The sequence below is a fragment of the Paenibacillus xylanilyticus genome (genome assembly GCF_013359935.1).
GTDB classification, from domain to species: Bacteria; Bacillota; Bacilli; order Paenibacillales; family Paenibacillaceae; genus Paenibacillus; species Paenibacillus xylanilyticus.
Map to the genome: position 1 here is coordinate 24,124 of NZ_JABMCB010000201.1, position 25,251 is coordinate 49,374.

18 protein-coding genes are annotated in these 25,251 nt (G+C 48.6%); 14 read left to right on the forward strand and 4 right to left on the reverse strand.

Features of this window, described 5'->3' with window-relative positions:
- Positions 1 to 7 precede the first annotated feature (7 nt).
- A complete protein-coding gene (locus HP552_RS24390) occupies positions 8 to 1,051 on the forward strand; it encodes a Gfo/Idh/MocA family protein (RefSeq protein WP_175397991.1) in 1,044 nt (347 codons plus the stop codon).
- Between the two features lie 89 nt (positions 1,052 to 1,140).
- Positions 1,141 to 1,449, forward strand: coding sequence for a hypothetical protein (locus tag HP552_RS24395; RefSeq protein WP_175397992.1), 309 nt, complete (start codon positions 1,141 to 1,143; stop codon positions 1,447 to 1,449).
- Between the two features lie 57 nt (positions 1,450 to 1,506).
- On the opposite strand, the gene HP552_RS24400 is transcribed toward HP552_RS24395, so the two are convergent.
- Positions 1,507 to 3,111, reverse strand: a complete 1,605-nt coding sequence (locus HP552_RS24400; RefSeq protein WP_175397993.1) for a bifunctional metallophosphatase/5'-nucleotidase — start codon at positions 3,109 to 3,111, stop codon at positions 1,507 to 1,509.
- Positions 3,112 to 3,363: 252 nt separating this feature from the next.
- Between HP552_RS24400 and HP552_RS24405 the strand changes: the two genes are divergently transcribed.
- From HP552_RS24405 to phnE (HP552_RS24420), 4 genes are all read left to right on the forward strand, one after another.
- Positions 3,364 to 4,350 carry a phosphate/phosphite/phosphonate ABC transporter substrate-binding protein gene (locus tag HP552_RS24405; protein ID WP_175397994.1) on the forward strand — a complete coding sequence of 329 codons (987 nt, stop codon included), beginning with the start codon at positions 3,364 to 3,366 and terminating at the stop codon, positions 4,348 to 4,350.
- Positions 4,351 to 4,524: 174 nt separating this feature from the next.
- Complete coding sequence (gene phnC / locus HP552_RS24410; protein WP_175397995.1) at positions 4,525 to 5,322, forward strand: phosphonate ABC transporter ATP-binding protein; 798 nt, start codon at positions 4,525 to 4,527, stop codon at positions 5,320 to 5,322.
- A complete protein-coding gene (gene phnE, locus HP552_RS24415) occupies positions 5,319 to 6,173 on the forward strand; it encodes a phosphonate ABC transporter, permease protein PhnE (RefSeq protein ID WP_246311041.1) in 855 nt (284 codons plus the stop codon). The genes phnC and phnE (HP552_RS24415) overlap by 4 nt, the downstream gene beginning before the upstream one ends.
- The gene (phnE, locus tag HP552_RS24420) at positions 6,170 to 6,976 is read left to right on the forward strand and encodes a phosphonate ABC transporter, permease protein PhnE (RefSeq protein WP_175397996.1); all 807 of its coding nucleotides are present in this window, start codon (positions 6,170 to 6,172) and stop codon (positions 6,974 to 6,976) included. Before phnE (HP552_RS24415) ends, phnE (HP552_RS24420) begins: the two co-directional genes overlap by 4 nt.
- Before the next feature lie 167 nt (positions 6,977 to 7,143).
- Here the strand turns inward: phnE (HP552_RS24420) and HP552_RS24425 are convergent, their stop codons facing one another.
- Positions 7,144 to 9,948, reverse strand: a complete 2,805-nt coding sequence (locus HP552_RS24425) for a chitinase N-terminal domain-containing protein (RefSeq protein ID WP_376768985.1) — start codon at positions 9,946 to 9,948, stop codon at positions 7,144 to 7,146.
- A 794-nt stretch (positions 9,949 to 10,742) separates the two neighbouring features.
- Between HP552_RS24425 and HP552_RS24430 the strand changes: the two genes are divergently transcribed.
- Positions 10,743 to 13,085, forward strand: a complete 2,343-nt coding sequence (locus tag HP552_RS24430) for a rhamnogalacturonan lyase (RefSeq protein ID WP_175398405.1) — start codon at positions 10,743 to 10,745, stop codon at positions 13,083 to 13,085.
- Between the two features lie 174 nt (positions 13,086 to 13,259).
- Here the strand turns inward: HP552_RS24430 and HP552_RS24435 are convergent, their stop codons facing one another.
- Positions 13,260 to 13,871 (reverse strand): histidine phosphatase family protein, encoded by a 612-nt coding sequence (locus HP552_RS24435; protein ID WP_175397997.1) that lies wholly within the window; start codon positions 13,869 to 13,871, stop codon positions 13,260 to 13,262.
- A gap of 96 nt (positions 13,872 to 13,967) precedes the next feature.
- Between HP552_RS24435 and HP552_RS24440 the strand changes: the two genes are divergently transcribed.
- The 5 genes from HP552_RS24440 to HP552_RS24460 all read left to right on the forward strand — a co-directional run bounded on the left by HP552_RS24440 (position 13,968) and on the right by HP552_RS24460 (position 19,428).
- Positions 13,968 to 14,978, forward strand: coding sequence for an AraC family transcriptional regulator (locus HP552_RS24440; RefSeq protein WP_175397998.1), 1,011 nt, complete (start codon positions 13,968 to 13,970; stop codon positions 14,976 to 14,978).
- 189 nt (positions 14,979 to 15,167) lie between these two features.
- A complete protein-coding gene (locus tag HP552_RS24445) occupies positions 15,168 to 16,673 on the forward strand; it encodes an alpha-glucosidase/alpha-galactosidase (RefSeq protein ID WP_175397999.1) in 1,506 nt (501 codons plus the stop codon).
- A gap of 426 nt (positions 16,674 to 17,099) precedes the next feature.
- On the forward strand, positions 17,100 to 17,870 hold the full coding sequence (locus HP552_RS24450) for an amino acid ABC transporter substrate-binding protein (RefSeq protein ID WP_175398000.1): 771 nt from the start codon (positions 17,100 to 17,102) through the stop codon (positions 17,868 to 17,870).
- A gap of 109 nt (positions 17,871 to 17,979) precedes the next feature.
- Positions 17,980 to 18,639: an amino acid ABC transporter permease gene (locus HP552_RS24455; protein WP_175398001.1), complete on the forward strand. Its 660-nt coding sequence runs from the start codon at positions 17,980 to 17,982 to the stop codon at positions 18,637 to 18,639.
- Positions 18,640 to 18,672: 33 nt separating this feature from the next.
- Positions 18,673 to 19,428 carry an amino acid ABC transporter ATP-binding protein gene (locus HP552_RS24460; protein ID WP_175398002.1) on the forward strand — a complete coding sequence of 252 codons (756 nt, stop codon included), beginning with the start codon at positions 18,673 to 18,675 and terminating at the stop codon, positions 19,426 to 19,428.
- A gap of 73 nt (positions 19,429 to 19,501) precedes the next feature.
- Here HP552_RS24460 and HP552_RS24465 read toward each other — a convergent pair whose 3' ends face one another.
- On the reverse strand, positions 19,502 to 20,053 hold the full coding sequence (locus tag HP552_RS24465) for a hypothetical protein (protein ID WP_175398003.1): 552 nt from the start codon (positions 20,051 to 20,053) through the stop codon (positions 19,502 to 19,504).
- Between the two features lie 488 nt (positions 20,054 to 20,541).
- Here HP552_RS24465 and HP552_RS24470 point away from each other — a divergent pair, with 488 nt between their 5' ends.
- Both HP552_RS24470 and HP552_RS24475 read left to right on the forward strand, forming a co-directional pair.
- Complete coding sequence (locus HP552_RS24470; RefSeq protein WP_175398004.1) at positions 20,542 to 22,650, forward strand: RICIN domain-containing protein; 2,109 nt, start codon at positions 20,542 to 20,544, stop codon at positions 22,648 to 22,650.
- A gap of 369 nt (positions 22,651 to 23,019) precedes the next feature.
- The gene (locus HP552_RS24475) at positions 23,020 to 25,032 is read left to right on the forward strand and encodes a CotH kinase family protein (protein ID WP_175398005.1); all 2,013 of its coding nucleotides are present in this window, start codon (positions 23,020 to 23,022) and stop codon (positions 25,030 to 25,032) included.
- Positions 25,033 to 25,251: the final 219 nt, after the last annotated feature.

Sequence of the window (25,251 nt, forward strand, 5' to 3'; positions counted from 1 at the left end):
CAAACACATGTTAAAAGTGGGTTTGGTTGGTTTCGGATTTATGGGACGTATGCATTTTGATAACTATGTACGCCTCGCCTCGGAGGGGGAGCCTGTAGAACTCGTCGCCATCTGTGATTTGAAAATAGAGGAACTGAAGCATGGGAAAGCAGCCGGAAATATGGCGACAGAGCAGGAGATCTATGACCTTACACCTTATCGGCTGTATGATGATATCGCTGTGATGGTGGAGCAGGAGGAACTGGATATCATTGATATTACATTGCCTACGCCGCTGCACGCGGAATTAACATGTGCCATGTTGGAAAAGGGCATCCATGTGCTGTGTGAGAAGCCGGTTGCACGCAATTCAGCGGATGGGTGGAAGATGGCACATGCCGCCAAACAGACTGGGAAAACACTGATGATCGGTCAGTGCTTGCGCTTCTGGCCTGCGTATGACTATCTGAAATCCGTGGTGGAAGACGGTCGTTATGGAGCGGTAAAGGCAGGCTATTTCTTCCGTGGTTCAGGTTTGCCTCAACCATGGTTTCTGGATGGAGACAAAAGTGGTGGCTGCATTTTGGATATGCACATTCATGATGCGGACATCATCCACTGGCTGTTTGGCAAGCCGGATCAGGTTTCCACACTCGCTCGTAACGTGATTCCAGGAAGCGGCTATGACACGGTATCGACCCATTATGTTTATCCTGACGGCAAGGTGCTGAATGCACAGGCGGATTGGACGCTGGAGGGGGATTATGGTTTCTCGATGACATACCGAGTGAATTTTGAGAAGGGGAACCTCGTTTTCGAAAACGGTGAACTCAAAGTGAACCCGAATGACGCTCCAGGTTTTGTTGCCGATCTTTCCCCGGACTCGGGATATTATCACCAGATCCGTTATTTTATCCGGTCGGTAGCAGAAGGGAAGCCTGTAACGGTATGCACACCGGAGAGTGCGGTTGGCAGTCTTGAAATCATTGAGGCGGAGATGCGTTCTGCGGATGATCGGGGTGCGCTCGTATCGCTCGGGGAGAAGGCTGGCAGCCTGACAGCGGAGGCATAGTTTATTCTGTAATGTGAAATTAATCCATGACGATCTGTCATCATGTGGATATACTGGAATGAGATTGTTTTTCCGGGAGGTCCCTTGTCATGAAAAATCGTACCGTGGCGTACTGGCTCTTATTTATCAATGCGATCAATCTAATTACTCTGGTAGCCTATCCATATATGCTGTTTATGAGCTTCTATATGATTGCAAGCAGTAAAACAGACGATTATATACTGGAATATATTGCCGCAGGGGTACTGGCTACCTATCCGGTCCCGGTCCTGGCATCGTTCACCTGCTGGGCGTTCTATAAGAACTATAAGTTCAAGACTGCGCTGGTCATGGCAAATTTGATACTGATTTGGGTGGCCATTCTTTTGCTTGCGGCGCTTGCCTCTACCCTGGTCTAGACTAATGAGAAAAAGAGCAGAACCTTCCTATACGAAGGTTTTGCTCTTTTCTTTTGGCTATCTGCCAACAACTCTCCAATTATTGGCCTGCTCCACCTTCAAAGGCTGATGCCTGCGGATATAATCCTCCACCAGTGCTGCCATATCGGTGGCGCCTTCGTGCAGTACCTTTTTGCCAGGGTACATCGCGTAGTCTCCGCCACCTGCCGCACGATAACTGTTCATCACCACCGAATATGTATCCGTCATCTCAAGCGGTTTACCTTCACGTTCCAGCCGGATCACACGATTCCCCACAGGCTCTGATATATCCAGCTCGTATTCAATACCTGCCCACATGTCATAGTTATAATGCTGCGGTTTCGGGGTCATGTAAGCCGGATTGACCATCACCTTGCCAGAAGCATCCACCTCAAAGTAACGAGCCGTTTGCTCCAGTGCATCCCGAATGTCCTGACCGCTTAGCTCCAATACAGTCAATGTGTTGGGATAGATAAAATTGGATAACACATCCCGAACCGTAATGTGGTGTCCGAAGCCACGAGCTTCTTCACTGAGCAGTGCCGTATTGGAAAGCTCAGCCCCGGTCGCTTCCATCTGTACCTGATGCACAAAGTCAATGAAGGGATGTGCCGAGAGCCGCAGAGCAGTGGCATCGTTGATGGACAGGTCCCCGGCTACCTCGCCAATCGGCTGGTCGAGCCAAGCCTGAGCCGCGTTTTCCAAGTCTTCCGTAAGATCCATGACGACAGCATCCGGCTGTACGTTACTGTTCTCATCCAGAAGCAGCAAACGAGCTTCTTTCTCGGTAATCTTCCACGTTCCGTCCGAATGCTGCTCTAACTGAACGTTTACTTGTCCAATACCGCTGCCGCTGAAGCTGGGTTGAATGACGGTCACGCCATGAATTTCGGCGGTAAGCTGACGGTGCTGATGCCCGGTCAGAAGTACATCAATGCCTTCGATGTCACGACAGATGGCATAGCCCTGGTTTTCTCCGGTTAACCGCTCGGCAGGCTCCCCCGTCTCCAGATCACACTCAAACCCGCCATGATAGCTGACCACCATCACGTCCGGCCGCTCATGCTCGCGAATGTAACCAACCCATTTCCGAATGGTCTCCAATGCGTCAAGGAACTGCAGGCCTTCTATATTTTTTGGATGCTCCCAGTTCGGGATATAGTGAGTGGTTGCACCAAGCAGGGCTACTTTAACACCCGAAGATAATGTCTTGATGAGATAAGGGGGACCATACGCCGGTACCTCCGGCTGTTCACTGCTTACAATATTGGCAGATAACCATGGGAAATGGGAGGCTTCAACCGCTCCGCGCAGCAATTCCTGACCATAGTTGAACTCGTGATTGCCCATTACAGCAGCATCATAGCCGAGTTCATTCAGAACAGTGATGAAGGGATGAGCTTCGTGATTCGTAACCAAGGAGGCCGCATACGAGGCCAGAGGAGAGCCCTGCAGCAGATCCCCGTTATCCACCAGCATTAATTCGGGTGACCGTTCACGCTCCTTGCGAATCAGGGAAGTGAGCAGAGCAAGCCCTGCCGGGCGGTACGCATTGGTATTGTAATGGATGGGGCGGATGGCCCCGTGCAGATCGCTAGTGAACAAAATGTCGAAGCTGGATGTATTCGTTATGGATGTCATTTTACAATCTCCTCTAATATATAAGTTTAAACATAAGGGATTACAGGCTGTTTTGCCTATAAATAACGAGTGAAGACCAGCCTCTCTACCTATATCTTCAACCATAATGAGCCTATTCTAACAGATGAAAGTCTCTCTGACAGCCTGACAAGAAACTTTACAAAACTCCAAATTTCGTTTCACATCGCGCAAATATTTGCCAATTATAGTAGACAAGTATTGAAAAATAGAAACTCTTTGGAGGGTGTTCGCTTGAAGAAGTCCGCTTTATTTTTACCATTGTTGATTTTGGTTTTGTTTCTAAGTGCTTGTGGGTCAGGCAGTACATCGAGTTCGACTAACGAGGCGAATTCGAGTTCTAATGCTTCCGGTACATCTACCGATACGGCAGAAACAGACAAAGCAGCCGAAGGTTATGTACCAACCGAGTTGACTGTGCAGTTCGTTCCATCCCAGAATGCAGACACGCTTGAAGCCAAAGCGAAACCACTGGAGAAATTGCTGGGCGACAAACTGGGCATTCCGGTAAAAGTCAGCGTATCCACTGACTACAACACGATTATTGAAGCGATGGCTTCCAATAAAGTAGACGTAGGCTTCCTGCCACCAACGGCTTATGTACTGGCAAAAGAAAAAGGTGCAGCACAAGTTATTCTGCAGGCACAACGTTTTGGCGTAAATGATGAGACAGGTGCTCCTACTGAAGAATTGGCTGATTCCTATAAATCCATGTTTATCGTGAAAAAAGACTCGCCGATCCAATCCATTGAAGAACTGAAAGGCAAAAAGATTGCCTACCAAAACGTAACTTCTTCCGCAGGTTATGTATGGCCGGCAGGTCTGCTGCTGGACAGAGGCATTGATCCATTGAAAGACGTAACACCTGTAACGGTAAAAGGTCATGACCAAGGGGTTATTGCTGTATTGAATGGTGACGTGGATGCAGCTGCCATTTTCCAAGATGCCCGTAACACGGTTTCCAAAGACTACCCAACCGTATTTGAAGATACACGTGTACTGGCGTTCACAGAGCCGATTCCTAACGATACGATCGCTGTACGTACAGACATGAATGCTGACTGGACAACAAAAATCAAACAGGCGTTCATCGACATCGGTAAAGATCCGGAAGGCCATGAAATTATCAAAGAAATCTACACGCATGAGGGCTATGTAGAGTCCGATGACAGCAAGTTCGAAATCGTTCGTCAATACGGCGAAAAAGTAAAAACCGAGTAGTCGTTTTTGATCAAAGCAGACATTTGAAATACCAGATTGTCATTAGCTTTTATTGTATGGAACAGATGTATTCGCAGTGCGGACAGGCCAGTTCAGCGTGATATACGCTGCGCTGGCTTGTCCCGTTACTGCAGGTCTTGATTGGAATCTATGAATGAAAGAAGGATAAATGCCATGATTGAGCTTCGCAATGTAACCAAAACATACGCAAACGGCACCAAGGGCCTGAATAATATCAATCTCACCTTTGAACAAGGTGAATTCATTGCGGTGGTAGGATTGTCCGGTGCAGGTAAATCCACGCTGCTGCGTTCCATTAATCGTCTCCATGATATCAGTGACGGAGAAATTTTGATCAACGGCAGTTCCATCACGAAGGCGCAAGGCAAGCGATTGCGCATGATTCGCCGGGATATCGGCATGATCTTCCAAAGTTTTAACCTGGTCAAACGATCCAGTGTGCTCCGCAACGTTCTGGCAGGACGCGTAGGTTACCATTCCACAATGCGTACCATTCTGGGCCGTTTTCCAAAAGAAGATACGGAACTCGCATTTGAGGCGCTCGAACGGGTGAACATTACAGAGAAGGCTTACTCCCGTGCAGATCAGCTGTCCGGTGGACAGCAGCAGCGTGTGGCGATTGCCCGTGTACTCGCACAGGAAGCAAAAATCATTCTAGCTGATGAACCGGTCGCTTCACTTGACCCGCTCACAACCAAACAAGTTATGGATGACCTGAAACGTATTAATCAGGATCTTGGCATAACCACGATCGTTAACCTTCACTTTATTGATCTGGCAAGAGAGTATGCCACGCGCATTGTTGGCTTGCGTGCAGGTGAAGTCGTGTTTGACGGTCCTGTGGAAGAGGCAACGGATGAGCGCTTTGCCGAAATTTATGGCAGACCGATCCTCGCAGACGAGTTATTGGACAAACAGGCTGTAACCGAGCAGGGAGAAGTTTTGGTATGAAGGGGCAGTCTGGCGCTTCACTTCATAAACCGCTGACGGGAGCAGGGAAGGAGCCTGGTTCCGGACCAGGGCAGGTCGTTCATCGTCCCAAACCGCCCGGCCGCACCAAGCATCTGCTTACGCTAGTCATCATTTTGCTGCTGCTCTGGGCTAGTGCCAAACAGACCGATGCCAGCTTCAGCGAGCTGATCGAAGGATTCCCCAACATGCTCGATCTGTTGAAGGACATGTTTCCACCAAGATGGACCTACTTCGATAACATCGTACAGGGCATGCTGGAAACCATTCGTATGGCTCTGATCGGTACGACCATCGGTGCCATTATTGCCATTCCGGTATCGATCATCTGTGCCGGAAACCTGATGCCAAGCCGCTGGATTTACTACCCGGCCCGTTTTGTACTGAACCTGATTCGTACCGTGCCTGATCTGCTTTTGGCCGCACTGTTTGTCGCTGTATTCGGTCTGGGTCCGATTCCTGGTATTTTGGCGCTTGCTGTATTCTCGGTAGGATTGATTGCCAAGCTGACCTATGAAACGCTGGAAACCATTGATCAGGGGCCGCTGGAAGCAATGACGGCTGTCGGTATGAATCGAATTCAGCTGATCGTCTATGGCGTGGTGCCACAGCTGGCTACGCAGTTTACGTCCTATGTCCTGTATGCCTTTGAAATCAATGTGCGCGCGGCTGCCATTCTTGGATTGGTAGGTGCGGGAGGTATCGGACTGTATTACGAAGCAACGCTTGGATTCCTGGAGTATGACAAAACGAGCGTGATCATCCTCTTTACCCTTGCTATCGTCCTGATCATCGATTATGTAAGTACTAAGCTGCGGGAGAAATTGCTATGATGAAAAATGAAACGAGCGTCATCCGGCGCAAACCTCGGAAAAACCCGCTTCGCTGGGTCATTGTTTTGCTGCTCATCCTATTATATGCCTGGGCACTGGCGGGTGTACCGTTCACCGGCTTCAAGGAAACAGCTGGCCAGATTATGAAGGCAATTATAGCCGGGATTTTCTCGCCAGACTGGAACTTTGTCTATTTACCGGAAGGTGAAGATTTGCTGCGAGGATTGCTGGACACGCTGGCGATCTCCATCCTGGGAACCGTCATTTCGGCTGTACTGTGTATTCCTTTCGCCTTCTGGTCTGCCAGAAACATGAGCCGCTTCCGCGGAATCTCGGGTGCAGGGAAAATGGTCCTGAGCTTTATTCGTACCTTTCCCGAAATCATTATGGCTTTGCTGTTTATCAAGGCCGTAGGACCGGGTTCCTTTGCGGGTGTACTCGCACTTGGACTGCATTCCATCGGGATGCTGGGTAAACTGTTCGCTGACGAAGTGGAAAATATCGATTATGGTCCTTCTGAAGCGCTGCTCGCTTCGGGAGCCACTCGTATGCAGCAGCTGTGGTTCGCCGTACTGCCGCAGGTGCTGCCTGGATTCCTCAACTATACGTTGTACCGATTTGAAATTAACGTACGTTCTGCAACCATTCTGGGTGTAATCGGGGCAGGGGGGATTGGTACACCTCTGATCTTTGCGCTTAGCACGCGGAACTGGCCGCGAGTGGGGATTATCCTGCTGGGGATCATTGTGATGATTACGATCATTGACCTGATCTCGGGGTACATTCGGAAGAAGCTGGTATAAATTATAGAAATCTTGGATTGTGCACGGCTTCTTCAATCCAGTTCAATTCAACTCCTGTTCGAGCACTCATTACACTGCATGCACCTTGACTTTCACAGAAAAAAATAAAACCGAGACCATGCAGCCCAGTTATTCGGGCTATATGGTCTCGGTTTTTGTGTAATTTCTTAGCTAGCCAAAGGCAGTGCTTTGGATACCTGAACCGTAATCGTTTCGGTGCTTGTCACACCAGCTGCATTGACCAGCTCAGCACGGTACGTATACGTTCCGTTGGCACGACCGGACAGGTCTGTTGCCGCGCTTTGAGCAGATGGTGTTGCAGCGTTCAACGTTTGGGTATCGATCAATACATCATTCTCATAGAGGCGATATTCTGTTGCGTTCGTACCCCACCAGAGATTCATGGTGACTTTATAGTTGCCATCGCCATCCCAGTTGTCTTGGGAGAGGACTGCTTTGCCTGGAGCAGCATGGGCCACTTGAACGGTCAGCACTTCACTGCGAGTTGAACCGCTGGTGTTGGTTAGCTCGGCTACATACGTATAGGTGCCATTGGCTTTGCCAGTAATACTGGTTTTAGCAGATTGTGCTTGCGGAGAAGCACTGGTCAGCGCTTGCGTATCAATCAACACGCCGTCTTCGTACAGTTTGTAGCTTGTTCCGTTTTCACCCCACCAGAGGTTCATGCTAACGGTATATGAGCCTTCAAGCAGACCGTTGGTATGACCATTGTTGGAGGAAAGCACCGGTTTACCCGGTGCGCCCACTGCAGGAGTGGAAGGTTGCTCACCTTCGCCTTCATCTACGGCAGCTGCAAAATCATCCAAGCTTCTAGGTTTCAATTGATATACATCCTTGAAGATGGCAGCAACACCCGTAACATTAATTTTGTCGCCTGCTGCATAAGGGAAGCTCGTTTCAGTTACCCCTATGCGTGTATCGACACGTACATGCGTGCTTGTCCCGTCCGCTGCAACCGCGTCGAATTCAAACGAGCCAACAGGTGTTGCACTGACAATGTTTTCAACAGTTACGTCTTTCAATTGGATCAGTTGTCCCTGATTTTCATCCGTTACTGTAGCTGCTTCAACTGGAGCCGGGATATCAGCTGTTCCTGTTTTCTCAAGCGCAACAATGTCAGTCAGTTCGAACTCAGAGTTGTACAGTGCCGTAGCAGCTGTAATTTTAACTTTGTCTCCAGCGTGGAAACCGCTTGTGCTTTGGAAGACATACAGTCCGCCCGTTTCATCCTGCAGGTAGAAGGATTGTCCGCCAAATGCGCCTGGTTCCGTAGTCACAACGCCTTCAACGGTTACGGTTGTTCCGGCTGTTTTGGTACGTGCTTCAGCAATCGTGATTGCTGCAGGAATCGGACCTTCTTCTTCAGGAAGCTGTTCTGCTGGAACATTGCTGATTGTGACGGCATTCGTAATCAGATTGCTGCCGTTCAAGCGAAGACGCAAGTTCGCTGCACCGGATGTACCTGGCTTGATGCGAACGTTCAGATCCTTGATAGCCCGGCCTTTGCTGTCGGAAGTTACGCTAAAGGTGGAGCTGTAGCCGTATGAAGTCGGCCAAGTGCCATTTTCATTCTGAATCATGGCCACCTGGGTTCCGCCAGTCAGATAGATTCCTGCACTGTACCCGGATACGGTGGTGTTGGCAGGCATATTTTCCACGACAACGCGAATCTGGAAGTCCTCTGCATTAGGCAGTGTATCCTGTTTCACGAAGCTGTAGGAAGCGTTGGCACTGGAAGCAGGCCCGCCATAGGAACCTGGCTTGAAGGTGGAGCGGTCATACCATTTGTACCCTGCAGCAGGTGCAGACCAAGGTTCAGCCTGTGGCTCAGTGGAAGCGGCTGGTTCCTCGAATGGCAGTAATGCTGTTGGGTTATCCAGTTCCAAGCCGTTTACTTGGGTCAGGTCCGTATAGCTCTCTTGTGTAGCGAGCCAGTTGATCGTGTTCACAAGCAATACACCGTCATCGACTTCCTTGAAGCCATCATACGTTGTTTTACGAGCGCCCGTCTCTTCACGCAAATATTTTGGCGATGCATCTTCTACCGGAGAGGAGTCCCCGATAAAGGCAGCTTTACCTGCGCCCAGCTTGGATACGGCTACGTAAGGACCTTCTTCAATCCCGCCGCCATTGTATACGCCCTGATCGACAGCATTAGGCCATGCTGCATTCGTTTTGGGCAGGTATACGATACCTTTGGCTTTTGTTGGATCGGTGATAGCCAGGGTAGAACCTGCGTGCATCGCTACAGCAGATACACCTTCTGTAATGCCAAACGCCTGTTCCGAAGGAACGATATTGGTGGCATTAATGTCGCCGAGTGCGTTATAACGGAAGCGTACACCGAAATTCTCGGACAGCCAGTCTGTGCTGGTTACATTCTGCATGGCTTCGGAGTTACGTTCCTCTGCACTCATGCCTTTGGCAGGATCTTCGAATGCACCACGGCGATAGCCGTTGAACGCTTCGGAGCCGTCCCAGCGGTTTTTGTTCCGGTCAGCATTGTAGTGGTCACCGATGAAGAAAATGCTTCCGCCTTTTTCAACGTATTCTTTCAATGCTGCCTGCTCTGTTGCCTTGAAAGGAACGTTAGGCTCAGCAATGACAAATACGTTGTAATCTTTCAGATCATCATAGGTAAAGGGAGTGGCTTTGCGCAGCTCTTTTACATCATACCCGTCATTTGCGAGTGCATTACCGAAGTCGGAGAAACCTCCGTCAATAACCCAATCTGCTGCTCCGGCTGTCTGTGCATGTGTATTGTCAAACAGTACCTTTTTGCCTGCATTTTCGTTCACAACTTTCGCCTGGATAAACGGTGCCGGATCCGTTGGTCCCTCTGCATGAACAGCAGCATCTCCATTCCATAATCCGACCTGAAGCGGTAAAGCCATAGACAATGCAAGGAGTGATTTTAACCATATTCCTCGCATGCGTGTTATTTTACCCAACCAAATCCCTCCCAAATATTAGTTGATTCATAAGTTCGTCCATATTCTATCACACCAAAATCTCACATAGTCATAACAATTTGTAAAAAATACCTCGAGTTTTGTAAAATTGAGCCATTGGTCATGCGTCAAAACGATAAGTAGCGATAAAAGCTTACATGAGATGTTTATTCTTATATTTAAACAAACAAGCCATCTTATTATGAGATTACTCAATTGGAGCCCGGCGACTTTTTTTTACCCGTATCAAGGATCGAGGCCACCAATCTTAAAATGAGATTTCGATGACATGTGAAAGGTAGTGGAGGAGACGAAGTCGATTCTGGAGAAGTGTAGCGTTCGCCTTTATCTCCGGATTTCTCCCTTCAAAAAGGGAGATGAGGAAATCAGGGGATAACAGCGATGGGAAGAACGATTCGTAAACGGAACGGTTGCTCGTAGAACATAGGGAACTTATTTTTGAAATGAGTCTCCATAAAACACTGAATATTGATCGTTTTGGACGGATATTTGCCTATGTCAGGGGAGACAGGATGTCTATAATAGTACCCGTTGGGTGAGATAACACTGCTCAGAAAGGATTGAAAGGAGGACGGCGCTCTGGCAGTCGGGTAAGCAAGTTACCTTCTTTTATTTTTGTAAGCGCAATCATAGAGATGTGCGATCTGTTTAAAACAAGATAAGCATCACCTATTCTGTCACAAGGAGAGTGAAGGTTGATGAATTCGAACAAAACAGTTTGGGTACATAAGGAATCGGTTCCCCGTGTACAGACCAATCGAAGGAAGGCACGCATGCCGCTTGCAGCCAAGGTGTTATCTTCTGCACTCAGTGTCGCTTTGCTTATAGCAGGAACTGCGGGGACAAGCGGAGCCGCCGCTTCAAATGGCAGCAGCGCAGCAGAGGCCAACCTGCAATCACACAAGGGGGGCGGTTCGTTGAAAGGGATTCAGCTCGAATATCTGGATCGGGGACTGGTGGCAGCATCAACATCCGAAGGTGTTTTCCTAAGCTGGAGACTCCTTGGGGATGAGGCAACAGGTTACAGTGACAAAGGGCTGACAGGCACGAACTTCAATATATATCGTGACGGCAAAAAGATTGCTACGGTCACAGACAGTACGAATTATGTTGATCCGGCAGGCAAAACGTCTTCCCGCTATGAAGTGGCTGCTGTGAACAATAAAGGAAAAGAAAGCAAACGCAGCAGCTCCGTCAAGCCGTGGGCAAACGGCTACATGGATATTCCGCTGCAAAAACCGGCTGACGGTGTCACGCCTGCGGGAGAAGCCTATACGTACTCCGCAAATGACATGACCGTAGGGGATGTGGACGGGGATGGACAGTATGAATTTTTCGTGAAATGGGACCCTTCCAATGCCAAGGACGTATCTCAAAAGGGCTACACCGGTAAAACGTACGTGGATTGTTACACACTGGACGGACAGTTGTTGTATCGGATTGATCTGGGGGTCAACATCCGTTCGGGTGCTCATTATACACAGATGCTCGTTTATGATTTTGACGGGGATGGCAAGGCAGAGTTGATGTTCAAGACCGCACCGGGTACCAAGATCATCAAATATAACCCAAAAGGCAAAGTGACGTCCGAGAAATTCATTACGCTTCCAAAAGAGGATCGCAAAGCGGGATATTCCAACGAAGATGACTACCGTTTAAGTGCTGACGGGTACTATGATCACGTGGTAGATATGTTTAAGAACTGGCATAAACATGCAGAGGTCGTGAAGGGGAACTGGCCTGCTACACTGGAGGAAGCCTTCGGCATCGAGAAGAAGTACGCCTATCCATTGTCCCAGCAGGATGCCGAGAGTCTGGCGGATTACTTCATTGATGTCTACGCTCCAAGCCGCAGTGACAAGAATGAGCTGCGCAAGTTTGAAGGTTTCATCCTGAATGGTCCTGAGTATGTAACGGTATTTGAAGGAAAATCAGGCAAAGAACTGGAGACCATTCCTTATGAGCCGGAACGGCATGATGATGGTCTGATGTGGGGCGATTATGCGATGGCGCGTATCGAACCGGGGAACCGGGTAGACCGTTTTCTGGCAGGGGTGGCCTATTTGGATGGCAAGAAGCCATCTGCGATCTTTGCACGCGGATATTACACTCGTTCCACCATGGTCGCTTATAACTGGGATGGCAAGAAGCTCAAACGTGAATGGAAAGTGGACAGCGGCTGGACACCGATGAAAAACCCGTTTAATGACGGACCCCACGGTGTAGATGGTACAGATCCGGAGTATGGCTCTATTACCACTCAGGGTGCACATTATTTCAGTGTGGCTGATGTCGATGGAGATGGCAAACAGGAGATTGTCTACGGTTCAGCAACGATTGACCATGACGGTAGTGTGCTGTACAGCTCAATGGACCTGATGCCTGCCGAGAGTGCTGCACCGGGAACTATGGCCCGTCTGGGACATGGAGACGCATTGCATGTCGCGGATATTGATCCGGATCGTCCGGGACTTGAAATCTTCATGGTTCATGAAGGCGGTTCGTGGGCTCCATACGGATATTCCTTGCGGGATGCCAAGACCGGTGAAGTGATCTATGGCGGATACACGGGGAAAGATACCGGACGCGGCATGGTTGGGGATGTAGACCCAACTCGTCGAGGTTTGGAGACATGGGCCGTAGGATTGTGGACAGCCAGTGGTGAGAAAATAAGCGATAAGGCGCCTGGCACAAATATGAATATTCGCTGGGCAGCAGATATGACCACCCAGATTGTGGATGGTGCCATTGATGTCACACCAACCATCAAGGACTGGAATCGTGGCACGCTGCTCACCGCTGACGGAACATTAACCAACAATCATACCAAAGGGACGCCTTCTCTCGTGGTTGATATCTTCGGGGATTGGCGGGAAGAGATGCTGGTGAGAACCGAGGACAGTTCGGCAATCCGCATCTACCTGAGTACCGAGAAGACAGACCGGAAGCTGTACACGCTGATGCATGATGCGATGTATCGCGTTGGCATTGCCGGACAAAATAGTGGCTACAACCAACCGTCCTATCCGTCCTTCTACATGGCATCGGATATCGACTGGTCGAAGGTAACGCTGCCCAAGTTCTACACTCCCCAATCAGGTAAGGGTGGAAAGTGATTAAATCCGATTAACAAGTAATATTTCTATTATACGAAGTAGCTCTGGAATACCCTTATGCGTTTTGGCGTATGAGGGATTTCAGAGCTTTTTGACATTTGAGTGGGAATTCCTCTGATCAGACCATCAGCACCATACGATTTTCTTTTCAACACCATTACTATTCTATTCTTTCTATAAGTTCAAATGATCTGTCGAAGCGAGCGCTTCGATCTTGTAGTTTCCGTTATCATGGATCAGTGTAGTGATGGAACACTCGGGAATAAGACGATTTTGCATGGCTATAAAATGGGAATGCCAGACGTTAAGCTCACGCTCGGTAAAGGTTTGTATAAGAAAATCGGTAATAAGTCCGCCATGTGTAACTACAATGATGTTACTGTTTGCCCGCTCGTTATGAGCCAATTCGGTAAGTATAGAGGCCAGACGTTCACCAGCCTGCTTTGCCGAATCACCCACGGGTGGGATGTATTCCGGATTAGCCGTACATTGATCCCACATCGCAATGAATTGTTCAAAGGTCTGATCAGGGCAATCCCCCCAGTTCGCACGTTCACGCAGGCGGAAATCCTCGATCACAAGGGAATGAGTATGATGGGCAAGCTTTTCGGCGGTTGCTACTGCTCTTCGGAGTGGGCTGGAGACGATTTTGGTAATGGGAAGGGGAGCTTTGGCAAAATGCAGTGCGGTTGCTTCGGCTTGCAATGACCCTTCAGCAGTGAGGGAGACATCGCCGATGCGCCTTTCTTTTAAACCATGCCTCACCAGATGAAAGGTAGTACTCATGACATGGACCTCCTTATGTTAGGTAGTTTTAATCCAGCAGACAGAATTGCTACAATGGTAAAAAGTGAGGATCGCTGCAGCAATGGAGGTATGGATATGAGCACGAAGCGTTGGACGGGGAGCCTGTTTCAGGAGGAGCTGCGAACGGAGGACTGTGGGCCTCGTTTTTACGCATACTATTATAAGCAATGGGACAATTACAGCATGGCTTATCACGATCATGACTCGACTGAAATCATGTATATCATTTCGGGGATGTGCAGAGTGGATGTACTGATGCCGGATGGGAGTTCGGAGCAGGCTGTACTAAAAAAAGGTCAGTTCATTCTACTGGATGCAGGTGTACCGCATCGTTTGCTGGTCGAAGATGGCGTGCCTTGCCGGATGCTCAATGTGGAGTTTGGTTTTGCCGGCTCGGGGCCTGGACAACCCTCCATTCGTCAGCTCGCACGTGAAGAAGAAGAGGTCGATATTTTTCTGACTCACGCCTCTCCGTATCTGGTGCTGCCTGACCCGGAAGAAGTGTATCACATTATGAAAAGTCTGGTGCTCGAACTGGACCAACGTGGCCTAATGGAGCAGGGAAGTTCGGCTATTCCGATGAAGATCATTCCTCCAGATGAACGGTCACATCATCGCGAAGCCCGGAATCTGAAGTCACCTGAACAGGGGACACTGGTCCGTACACTGTTTATCCAGCTGCTGGTCCGGGTTGCGCGTCTGCGTGGGGAAATGAGCCGGAGTGCGCTGGATCAGACGGAGCTGTATGTAAAACGCACCATTGAATTCATGCATCACAATATGGATCGCAGCATTCAGATGAAGGATATCGCAGCAGCCGTCAATTTGCATCCGGGCTATTTACATCGTATTTTTCGTCAGCACACGCAGCGGACACCTACCGACTATCTTACGATGCTTCGAATGGAGAAGGCCAAGATGCTGCTGCAGCAGACCAATATCCCGATCTCTGAAATTCCCGATTATGTGGGGGTGGGCAGCCGTCAATATTTCCACATGTTATTCAAAAAATATACAAGCCGGACTCCAGTTGAGTATCGGTCCATGATGGAGCGGCATGTCAGCCAGTACCCGCCGGAGGGATGAGTCGATTATGGTTATCCATTGAAGCATGCCAAGACTGGAGCGGGTCGTAAAAGTTAGGATTTTTGACAACCTGATCTGGAAAAGGTCATGATTTTGATAACGCTTCCCTAGTTCCGGTTGGTACAATGATTTCATGAAGTGAGGTCATTAACCGAAGCACATTGTTTCGGATTACGGGAGGGCATGTGAATGTCGTTTAAAGTGGCGTTTATCGGGGCAGGAAGTATCGGTTTTACACGGGGCTTGCTGCGGGACTTGTTGACGGTACCGGAGTTTAACAACATAGAGATTGCGTTCTGTGATATTAATCAGCACAATCTGGACATGGTGACAGAGCTGTGTCAGCGGGATATTCGGGAGAACGGACTGGATATTCAGATTCAGCCTACCACAGACCGGAAAGAGGCGCTTAAGTACGCGAAGTATGTACTGTGTACGATTCGTGTCGGGGGGCTGGAAGCATTCGCAACGGATGTGGACATTCCGCTCAAATATGGGGTGGATCAATGTGTCGGCGATACGTTGTGTGCAGGGGGCATTATGTATGGACAGCGCGGCATTGCCGAAATGCTGGACATTTGTAAAGATATTCGCGAACAGAGTGCACCGGACGTACTGCTGCTAAATTACTCCAACCCGATGGCCATGCTGACGTGGGCTTGCAATAAGTATGGGGGCGTACGTACCATCGGATTGTGTCACGGTGTACAGCATGGACATCACCAGATTGCGGAAGCTTTTGGATTGAAAAAGAGCGAAGTGGATATTATCTGTGCCGGCATTAACCATCAGACTTGGTATATCCAGGCTTCTCATCAGGGGAAAGATCTTACGGGAGATTTGCTTGAAGCCTTTGAAAAACATCCGGAATACAGTCGTACCGAGAAAGTGCGGATCGACATGCTGCGCCGCTTCGGGTACTACAGCACGGAATCGAACGGTCACCTGAGTGAATATGTACCTTGGTACCGTAAACGTCCGGAAGAGATCAAGGACTGGATTGATCTGGGCAACTGGATTAATGGCGAGACGGGTGGATATCTGCGGGTATGTACAGAGGGAAGAAACTGGTTTGAGACTGATTTCCCGAACTGGATGAAGGACGAACCCATGAGATTCATTCCGGAAAAACGGGGCGAGGAGCACGGTTCCTACATTATAGAAGGGCTCGAGACAGGACGCGTATATCGCGGACACTTCAATACCGTTAATAACGGTGTAATCTCCAATCTGCCAGATGATGCGATTATTGAAGCACCGGGATATGTGGATCGCAACGGCATCTCGATGCCGCATGTCGGTGATTTGCCACTTGGCCCGGCTGCAGTGTGTAATGTAAGTATTTCTGTACAACGGCTTGCCGTTGAAGCGGCTGTGAACGGAGACGACAAGCTGCTTCGTCAAGCATTCATGATGGATCCGCTTGTGGGTGCCGTTTGTAATCCAAAAGAAATTTGGCAAATGGTGGACGAGATGCTGGTTGCACAAGCACAGTGGCTGCCGCAATATGGTGAAGCGATTGCGGCCGCAGAAGCAAGACTCGCTGCTGGCAATCTCATTCCTACGAAGGAATATGAAGGTGCAGCACGTCTCAAAGTGAAAACGGTGGAAGAAATGCAGCAGGATCGTGATGCCGCCAACAAAAATGCGGGTGAATCCGATAAAGGGAAAGACCGCGAGAAAGTGCAGCAATAGCTGTAATTTTAGTATGGTCAGAAGATAAGTTGAACGTGAACCATGCAAGGCCCACTCCAATGTGTTGGAGGGGCCTTGTTTTATTATTTTTTCTCCACGAGACGAACGACAAAGGCAAATGAAGTATCCCCATCACCTCCCTAATATATTCCAGACGGAAAGCAAGATAATAATGTTGCTCTGCAATGGGCGGGAACGGAATTGAAGGGACTTGGGCAGCCTGGCAAATGGGCGTTCGAAGCTGGAGGAACCAGCAGAAATCAAAGAGACCTTTTCACAAATTGTTGACAATTAAGGCGCATCAAATATATGGAAATGGGCAAGACACTCGACTCTTCTCCCATGCTATGTTATTATAAGTCTCTGATAACGTGGTAACGAACTAAAGCGTTTGGGTTTTGGTTACAGACATGGAGGGTACGAGAGATGAGAAAAAAAGCGATATTATTATTATTTATCAGCATATGCATGATCGTTGTAGCTGGTTGTTCCAGCTCGGGAAGCAAGGACGACAACACCATTATTGTGGGGATTGATGATAAATTCGCTCCCATGGGTTTCCGGGATGAACAAAATGAAATTGTTGGCTTTGATATTGATTACGCCAGAGCCGCAGCGGAGAAAATGGGTAAAGAAGTTACCTTTCAGCCGATCGACTGGTCTTCGAAAGAGTCCGAGCTGAACAGCGGCCGGATCGACATGATCTGGAATGGTTACACGATTACGGACGAGCGCAAGGAGAAAGTGCTGTTCACGAAGCCGTATCTGGAAAACAGTCAGGTAGCGATTACTCTGGCAGATTCCCCAATTACGAAGCTGGATGAGCTGGATGGCAAAAATGTGGGATTGCAGGCACTGTCCTCCGCGGCAGATGCGCTGGCAGCGAGTCCCCTGAAAGATAAAGTGAATGCTTCCGAATTCAAGGATAACGTGCTTGCCCTGACGGATCTGAAGACGAAGCGCCTAGATGCGGTTATCATCGATGAAGTGGTGGCGAGATATTACATGTCCAAGGAAGAGGGAACATTCAAATTGCTGGATGAATCCCTTGCTCCGGAACAATATGGTATTGGGATCAAAAAAGGCAATGAAGAGTTGCTCGATCAGCTGCAAAAAGCACTGGATGAGCTGAATGCAGACGGAACGGCTGCCGAGATCTCAACCAAGTGGCTGGGTGAAGACAAAGTGTTGAAATAGACAGGCTAGTGCCTGACATACGATTGGAAACAAATATGACCCCGTATTCCATGTTGGAGCAGTGACTCCAAAGGAGTGCGGGGTTAACAGATTAGAGGAGACAAAAATCATGAGTTGGGATTATATTTCTACTATTTTGAAGCCTATGCTCGAGGGAGCGCAGACGACCATTTTCCTGTTTTTGGTCGCTATTGCGCTGTCCGTACCGCTTGGTTTTGCTGTTACACTGGTCATGAGGAGCCGATTCAAACCGCTCGCATGGCTGGCACATACGTACGTCTATGTTATGCGGGGAACACCGTTGTTGCTGCAGATCCTCTTTTTCTGCTTTGGTCTTCCACTGCTTCCAGTGATCGGTGAGTATCTGGTATTTGACCGGCTCGTTGCCGCTGCCATTGCTTTTATTCTGAACTACGCGGCGTACTTTGCCGAAATCTTTAGAGGTGGTTTGCTCTCCATCGACAAAGGGCAGCATGAAGCTGCACAGGTTCTTGGTTTAACGAAATGGCAAACGATGACCAAAGTGATCATTCCACAGATGATTCGGGTGGTATTGCCTGCAACGGCGAATGAATCCATTACTTTAATCAAGGATACGGCTTTGTTATATGCGGTGGCGGTTCCTGAATTGCTCTACTACGCTCAAGCCGCAGTGAACCGGGATTTGCAGCTGGTCCCTTTTTTCGTCGCAGCGATCATGTACCTGCTGATGACATTGGTGCTCACATTGCTGTTCAAGGCATTGGAGAAGCGGTTTTCATTTGAATAAATTAAATCTGATCAATCAAAGGACTGTCTGCATATGACACATATTATAGAAGTAAATCAGTTAAGAAAATCTTTTGGATCACTCGATGTACTGAAGCAGGTATCCTTCAACGTGGCGCCGGGTGAAGTCATTGCTGTGATCGGCCCATCCGGCTCGGGTAAAAGCACGATGCTGCGCAGTCTCATTCATCTGGAGGATATCTCCGGTGGAACGATTCGCATTCAGGATCAGACGCTGGCTGACAATGGCCGTTATGCTGGAGCTGCGGAAATTCGCAAGATCACAGATCGTATGGGCATGGTGTTTCAGCATTTTAATCTGTTCCCGCATCTGACCGTACAGGCGAATCTGGAACTGGCACCGAAGACGTTGAAAAAGGAAAGCTCAAGCCTCATCCGCCAGCGCAGCCTGGAATTGCTCGGCAAAGTGGGGCTGTCCGACAAGGCGGATGCCTATCCGGCCAATCTGTCCGGCGGACAGAAACAGCGCGTAGCGATTGCCCGCGCATTGATGATGCAGCCGGACATTCTGCTGTTCGATGAGCCGACATCGGCACTCGATCCCGAGTTGACCGGGGAAGTACTGCGAGTGATCAAAGAGCTGGCGCAGGAGAATATGACGATGATGATCGTCACGCATGAGATGAGCTTTGCCCGCGATGTTGCAGATCGGGTCTTCTTCATGGATAACGGCGAAATTGCCGAGGAGGGCCCGCCAGAACAGATTTTTGGCAATCCAAAGTTGGATCGCACACGGACCTTTCTTCAGCGGGTGGAAGTAGATTCTTAAATCCAAATGAAAATGAAAAAAAAGTGGTGTTCCATTGAATATGGGAGCATCACTTTTTTTTGGTTCAAGCTATTTAAGAGATATACCCGTCAAAAAACCACTCCCCTTCAGGTGAACGGATGAAGGAAAACTCGTACTCGATTTTTCCCTCAGAACCTTTTGTCGTAATAGTTCGGGCAATAAAAAGCATGAAGTGGTCTGAATCCTTTTGATCATAACCTCTGAACTCGAACTCGTCCCAAAGCATGCTCTTAATGAAATCAGCTTCATAAGAAGAATCTCCATGTCGAACAACAAATGCATTTCTGCTAGAGGTTATCTCCACATTGGGAGAAGATACGGACTCGATATAAGCGGTATCTTCTGATTCCATGGCAGCCATGAGTTTAAACGTCATATTCAGGGTCTCTCTCAGGTTTGTCCTAGCTTCCTCTTCGTTTACGCTTTCCTGTAGGAAAGTAACTTGTTCCTGCAGGCGAGTGTTCTCTTCTCTCAGTTCCTTGATAGTTTGGGTCATTTCGGCGTTCTGCTCGCTCAACTGAGTGTTCTCGACAGATGAACCGGGTTCATCGCAGCTTGTTAGTAATAAAGCGGCGGATACGAATAAAAGAAATCTTTTAAACATGATAACCCTCCTTATACTGGAAAATAGTAACATACCTTCTCTGGAATTACATGATTTAATCGACTCCAGATGTCCAACAGAACATATCTACCTTCCGCCAGGTGACGTGCCGATGAGCAGTTCACGAAAGGAGATGTTTAGTAAAAGTGAATAGTTTAAGGTTACATTATTACAAATTTATTAATATATATATTTATTTTCCATAGCGACATCATTCCCCTTACTTCGACAAGGATATGCATTTATTATGAGGTGGAGGATAGTGTTTGAATCCAGAATGGCTATGCAGCTTATTCTTTTGAAAGGAGGTTAATATATTCATTCATAAAGTAACAAAAACCTTTACGTTAGTAAATGTATTGGGGAAAGAGAGAAAATTTATTTTTTTCTCAAGTTATGAAAGCGCTTCAAAACTTCGATTTATACAGAATTATTATTATCTAATTTGCTATATGATCACGCCACTATGAAGGGAGATCGATCCGATCATGCAGTGTATTTACAAGTTATGGAACAAACTGGGCACCATGATGCTCGTTTTTGTCCTTTTGGTCGTTAGCGTAGGCAGTGGAAATGCATTAGGGGCAGCAAGTTCATCGACAACTTCGAATACAACCCGGGTGTCCGTACATGACCCGTCCATTTATTATGATTCGTCCACGAACAAGTATTACATTTACGGCTCGCATCTGGCTCAGGCCAGCAGCACGGATCTCCGAAACTGGTCTTACGAGGGAACGCAGGGGTATGCCAACAGTACCTTATATGCACCCTCTACCTTTGAAGGCTACTATTACATCAAAAATAAAAACAGCAACCTATACCTGGATGTCACCGACGGCTCATCTGCTGATGGGACAGGCATTCGGCAGTGGTCCTATAACGGGTCCGACGCGCAGAAGTTCAGAATTATGCACTACAGCAACGGGGAGTACTACCTCCTTACCGCCAACTCGGCCTATAAAAGTGCCATTGACGTCAATGGCGGCTCGGCTGCCGACGGTGCTCTCATTGAGCAGTGGGCGTATTGGGGTGGTACCATGCAGTTGTTCCGGATTCAGCAAAATGCGGATGGCTCGGTTGCTTTCCTGACCAAGGCTTCCGGATATACCAGTGCGCTGGATGTGGCGGACGGAAGCACGACTGCCGGTGCCAATGTACAGCAATGGAACTACTGGGGCGGGGATATGCAGAAATGGGAGCTGGTCAAAGCAGGCGGAACCGGGAATGCATCCCGAAGCTCGGGAGCTGCCTTGACATCCGCTCTGGCTGTATCCTATGCCTGGGCCGGTTATAACGATCAGGACAGCTCCGGCGGTCACGCGGTATGGGCGCCAGCATCGCCGATTTACAATGCTTCTTATACGTGGGCGGACGGCTCCAAGGGCGCCTACATGTTGTATTACTCCACTTCTTCCACCTATATTCGCTCAGCTATCGGTTTTGGTGTATCCAAGTCCGTTAAGGGACCCTACGAGTACATTGATACCATCATCTACTCGGGATTCACAAGCGGAAGCAATCCGATCACGACTACGTCATCTCTTGGAACAAAAACCGTAAACACATGGTACCAGAATACCAATATTCCCGAGCTGATTGACAAAGGGACGTTGTCTGGCACGCGAAGCGGCTGGTTCCTGAGCAATGGCGGATTCAATAATACACTGTTTCCCAACGCGATCGATCCTACCTTGACCTATGACAGTTCCGGCAAACTGTGGATGAGTTACGGATCCTGGTCAGGGGGAATCTATATTCTTCAAATTAATCCGGATACAGGCCAGCCGATCTATCCGGGAACGGACAGCGGCAATACGGACCGTTACTTTGGCAAACGCATTGCGGGAGGTTATGGGAAAACGGGAGAAGCTCCCTATATCGTGTATGACAGGGATGCAGGTTATTACTACCTGTATGTAACGTACGGCGGATTGGCCAATGAGGGCGGTTATCATATCCGCGTGTATCGTTCCACCACGATTGACGGAACATATACGGATGCTGCTGGCAATCAGGCCGTATATGCGTCTGCTTCGGTTGATCAGTCCACTCGCGGCGTGAAGCTGTTCGGCAACTATACGCTGTCGGGCATACCGCTTGGTTACAAATCGGGAGGACACAACTCCGCATTTGTCGATACGGATGGCGCAAGGTATCTGATCTATCATACCCGTTTCAATAACGGAACCGAGTATCATGAGGTTCGTGCGCACCAGCAATTCCTGAATGCCGACAAATGGCCGGTGACAGCCGTGTACGAATTTTTGGGAAGCAGCATCTCTTCCACGGGTTATAGCGCAAGCGACATGACGGGAACGTACCAGTTCGTTAACATGGGGCTGGATGCATCCATTAGCGGCGTAGGCATGCTTCCGACCCAGAGCGTCACGCTGAATGCCAACGGAACGATATCCGGTGCGGTAACCGGTACATGGTCGAATACTTCCGGTACGTATTACTGCACGATGGTGATTAACGGTGTAACGTACAAAGGTATATTCTTTAAACAGAAAAATGAGCTATCCAGCCATAACGAAGTGATGACATTCTCGCTGATTGGTACCAACAATCAATCGATCTGGGGTTCCAAATAGAACACCCGATTAGACGATACAAGCACTAAGTCGTGTCATGGATGATGGAAGCCCAAAACCATTTTCGAAATAGAAAGACTCACAAGACTGGCCGGGAGGCCTGATGCTTCGTGAGTTTTTTTTATATTCAAAAATACGATGTACATTCAAAAAATAAGGTGGCTAAGCGTGAAGTCTGGAGAGGGTAAAGTAATGAAGCTTACTTGGGTTGAAATACCGCCAATACCTGTACGTACCGAACAACTTATCGCGCTCCAAATAGAGCCCGTTAGACACGAACCTCATTTAAGATTCACTAAAGGTTTGTCCCCTACCATGGTTGCATAAGCCTCAGGTGCTTAACAGAAACCAAGAAGGAGGATTTATCACTTGAATAATTTACTACAAAAAGTTGCAGTAACGGCACTGTCCGTGACAATGGTGACGTCGTCGTTCGGCCTGATCGCTAGCCCTAACGCAGCGTATGCCGCAGAGGATACAGCCGCTACAACGACCAGCACAGGCATTACACAAGCGTACGAATCATTATTCCAGACAGATAATGTCATTGATATCAACGTTACGATTGATGATGCAGACTGGGAGAGCATGCTTGAAAGTCCGCTGGATAAGGATTATAAGAAGGTCAGTGTGGAAGTGGATGGCAACAAGCTGGATAATGTCGGTTTTTCCACGAAAGGCAATCTGACACTGAAGTCCGTGGCATCCATGGAAGATTCGGACCGTTACAGCTTCAGACTGAAGTTTGATAAATACGACAAGACGCAGACCCTGCTTGGTCTGGACAAAATGGTACTGAACAACAACTACGCAGATCCATCGTACATGCGTGAAGTTCTTCACTATGAAGCGCTGCGCAGTGTTGGTATGGATGTACCGATGACGAACTACGTCAACCTGTATGTCAACGGCGAGCTGGTCGGTTTCTATACAGGTGTTGAAGCGGTGGATGACAGCTATCTGGCGCGCAACTACGGTGAAGATTACGAGGATGGGGTCCTCTATGATACGGATGAGAGAAGCTATCTTCAATATGAAGAGGGCAGCGACTACAGCACACTCACTGAAGATTTGGGTACGGACGAGAATAAAACCAAACTCAAAAACTTTATCAAAACGCTGAATGACATGCCTGAAGGGGAAAAAGGCGATATCGAGAGTGTGCTTGACGTTGACTCCGCACTTCAGTATATCGCAGGGAACATGGTTTTCGGCAACTATGACAGCTATAACGGCGACAAAGGGCACAACTACATGCTCTACAGCGATGCCGATGGCAAGTTCACGGTTGTACCTTGGGACTTTAACATGTCCTTCAATGGGTATTCGGGTGGAGGCGGACGTGGAACAACGACAACCGGATCCACTACGACCAACACCAATGCAACGAACGTATCCGTGGACGAGCCAGTATTGGGCATCAGCATGGAAAATGTACCGATGATTAACAACCTGCTTGCCGTACCGGAGTATAAAGAAAAATACTTGAGCTACGTCAACGAGTTGACGGACTACCTGGAAGGCATCCAAGACCGTATTACAGAACTTGCTGATGTCATCCGTCCTTATGTAGAAGCAGATCCAACCAAATTCTACACGACCGAACAGTTCGAATCCAACATCGCTTACTCTGCTAACGCTGATGCAGCAGATGGCATGGGTGGAACACCGCCGGAAGGATTCGATGGCATGACGCAACCAGAGGGCATGGAAGGTATGACGCCCCCTGAAGGTTTCGAAGGCATGACACCTCCAGATGGAATGACACCACCCACACAGTCGGATGGGGCAGCGGGAACAGAGACAACAGACACCACAACAAGCAAAGGGAATACCCAAACACGTCCTGGCGGTAACTTTGGCGGTGGCGGAGGCGGCATGGGCTCCATGGCAGCAGGATCGCTGACGACATTTGCCCTGAACCGGCTTGCCAATTTGCAAGAGCAGCTTGGACGTGAAGTGACTCCTTTGCCTGAGACTACGGAAGATACAGGCTCGGAAACTTCCTCTGAAACGGGAACAACGGTCAAAACCATTTCCGTCACGCTGGATGGTCAGGCGATTACGTTCCCGGATCAGGACCCGCTGGAGCAAAGTCGGCGAGTAATGGTTCCTGTAAATGCAATCCTTGAAACGCTTGGTGCAGAGGTGACCTGGAACAAAACAGCGAAGACGGTAACGGCTGTTTTGAATGACCAAACCCTTGTACTCCAGATTGGAAGCAGCACGGCAACGGTTAACGGGGAGACGATTGATATCGATGAGCCACCCATTATCCAAAACAGTCGTACACTGGTGCCTGTACGCTTCATTTCGGAAGGACTCGGATTAACAGTGGATTGGGATCAATCCGCTGCACAAGTAAGTCTTACATCCAAATAATCCATATTGGGAAAAGGGATTCGATGAGCGCATCGAGTCCCTTTTTTTGTTTCGCTTCTTCCTATGTCTGAGTTCACCTGCCTAAATCAACATCGGAGGTAAACTCTAGGACATCTTCTTTTCTGCAAGAATTGAACTTCGGCCCTTGATATCAAATTTTGAATATGACTATTGATCAATAATTCTTCAGGATAGGTCATTGAATCAAACAGTCAGAAA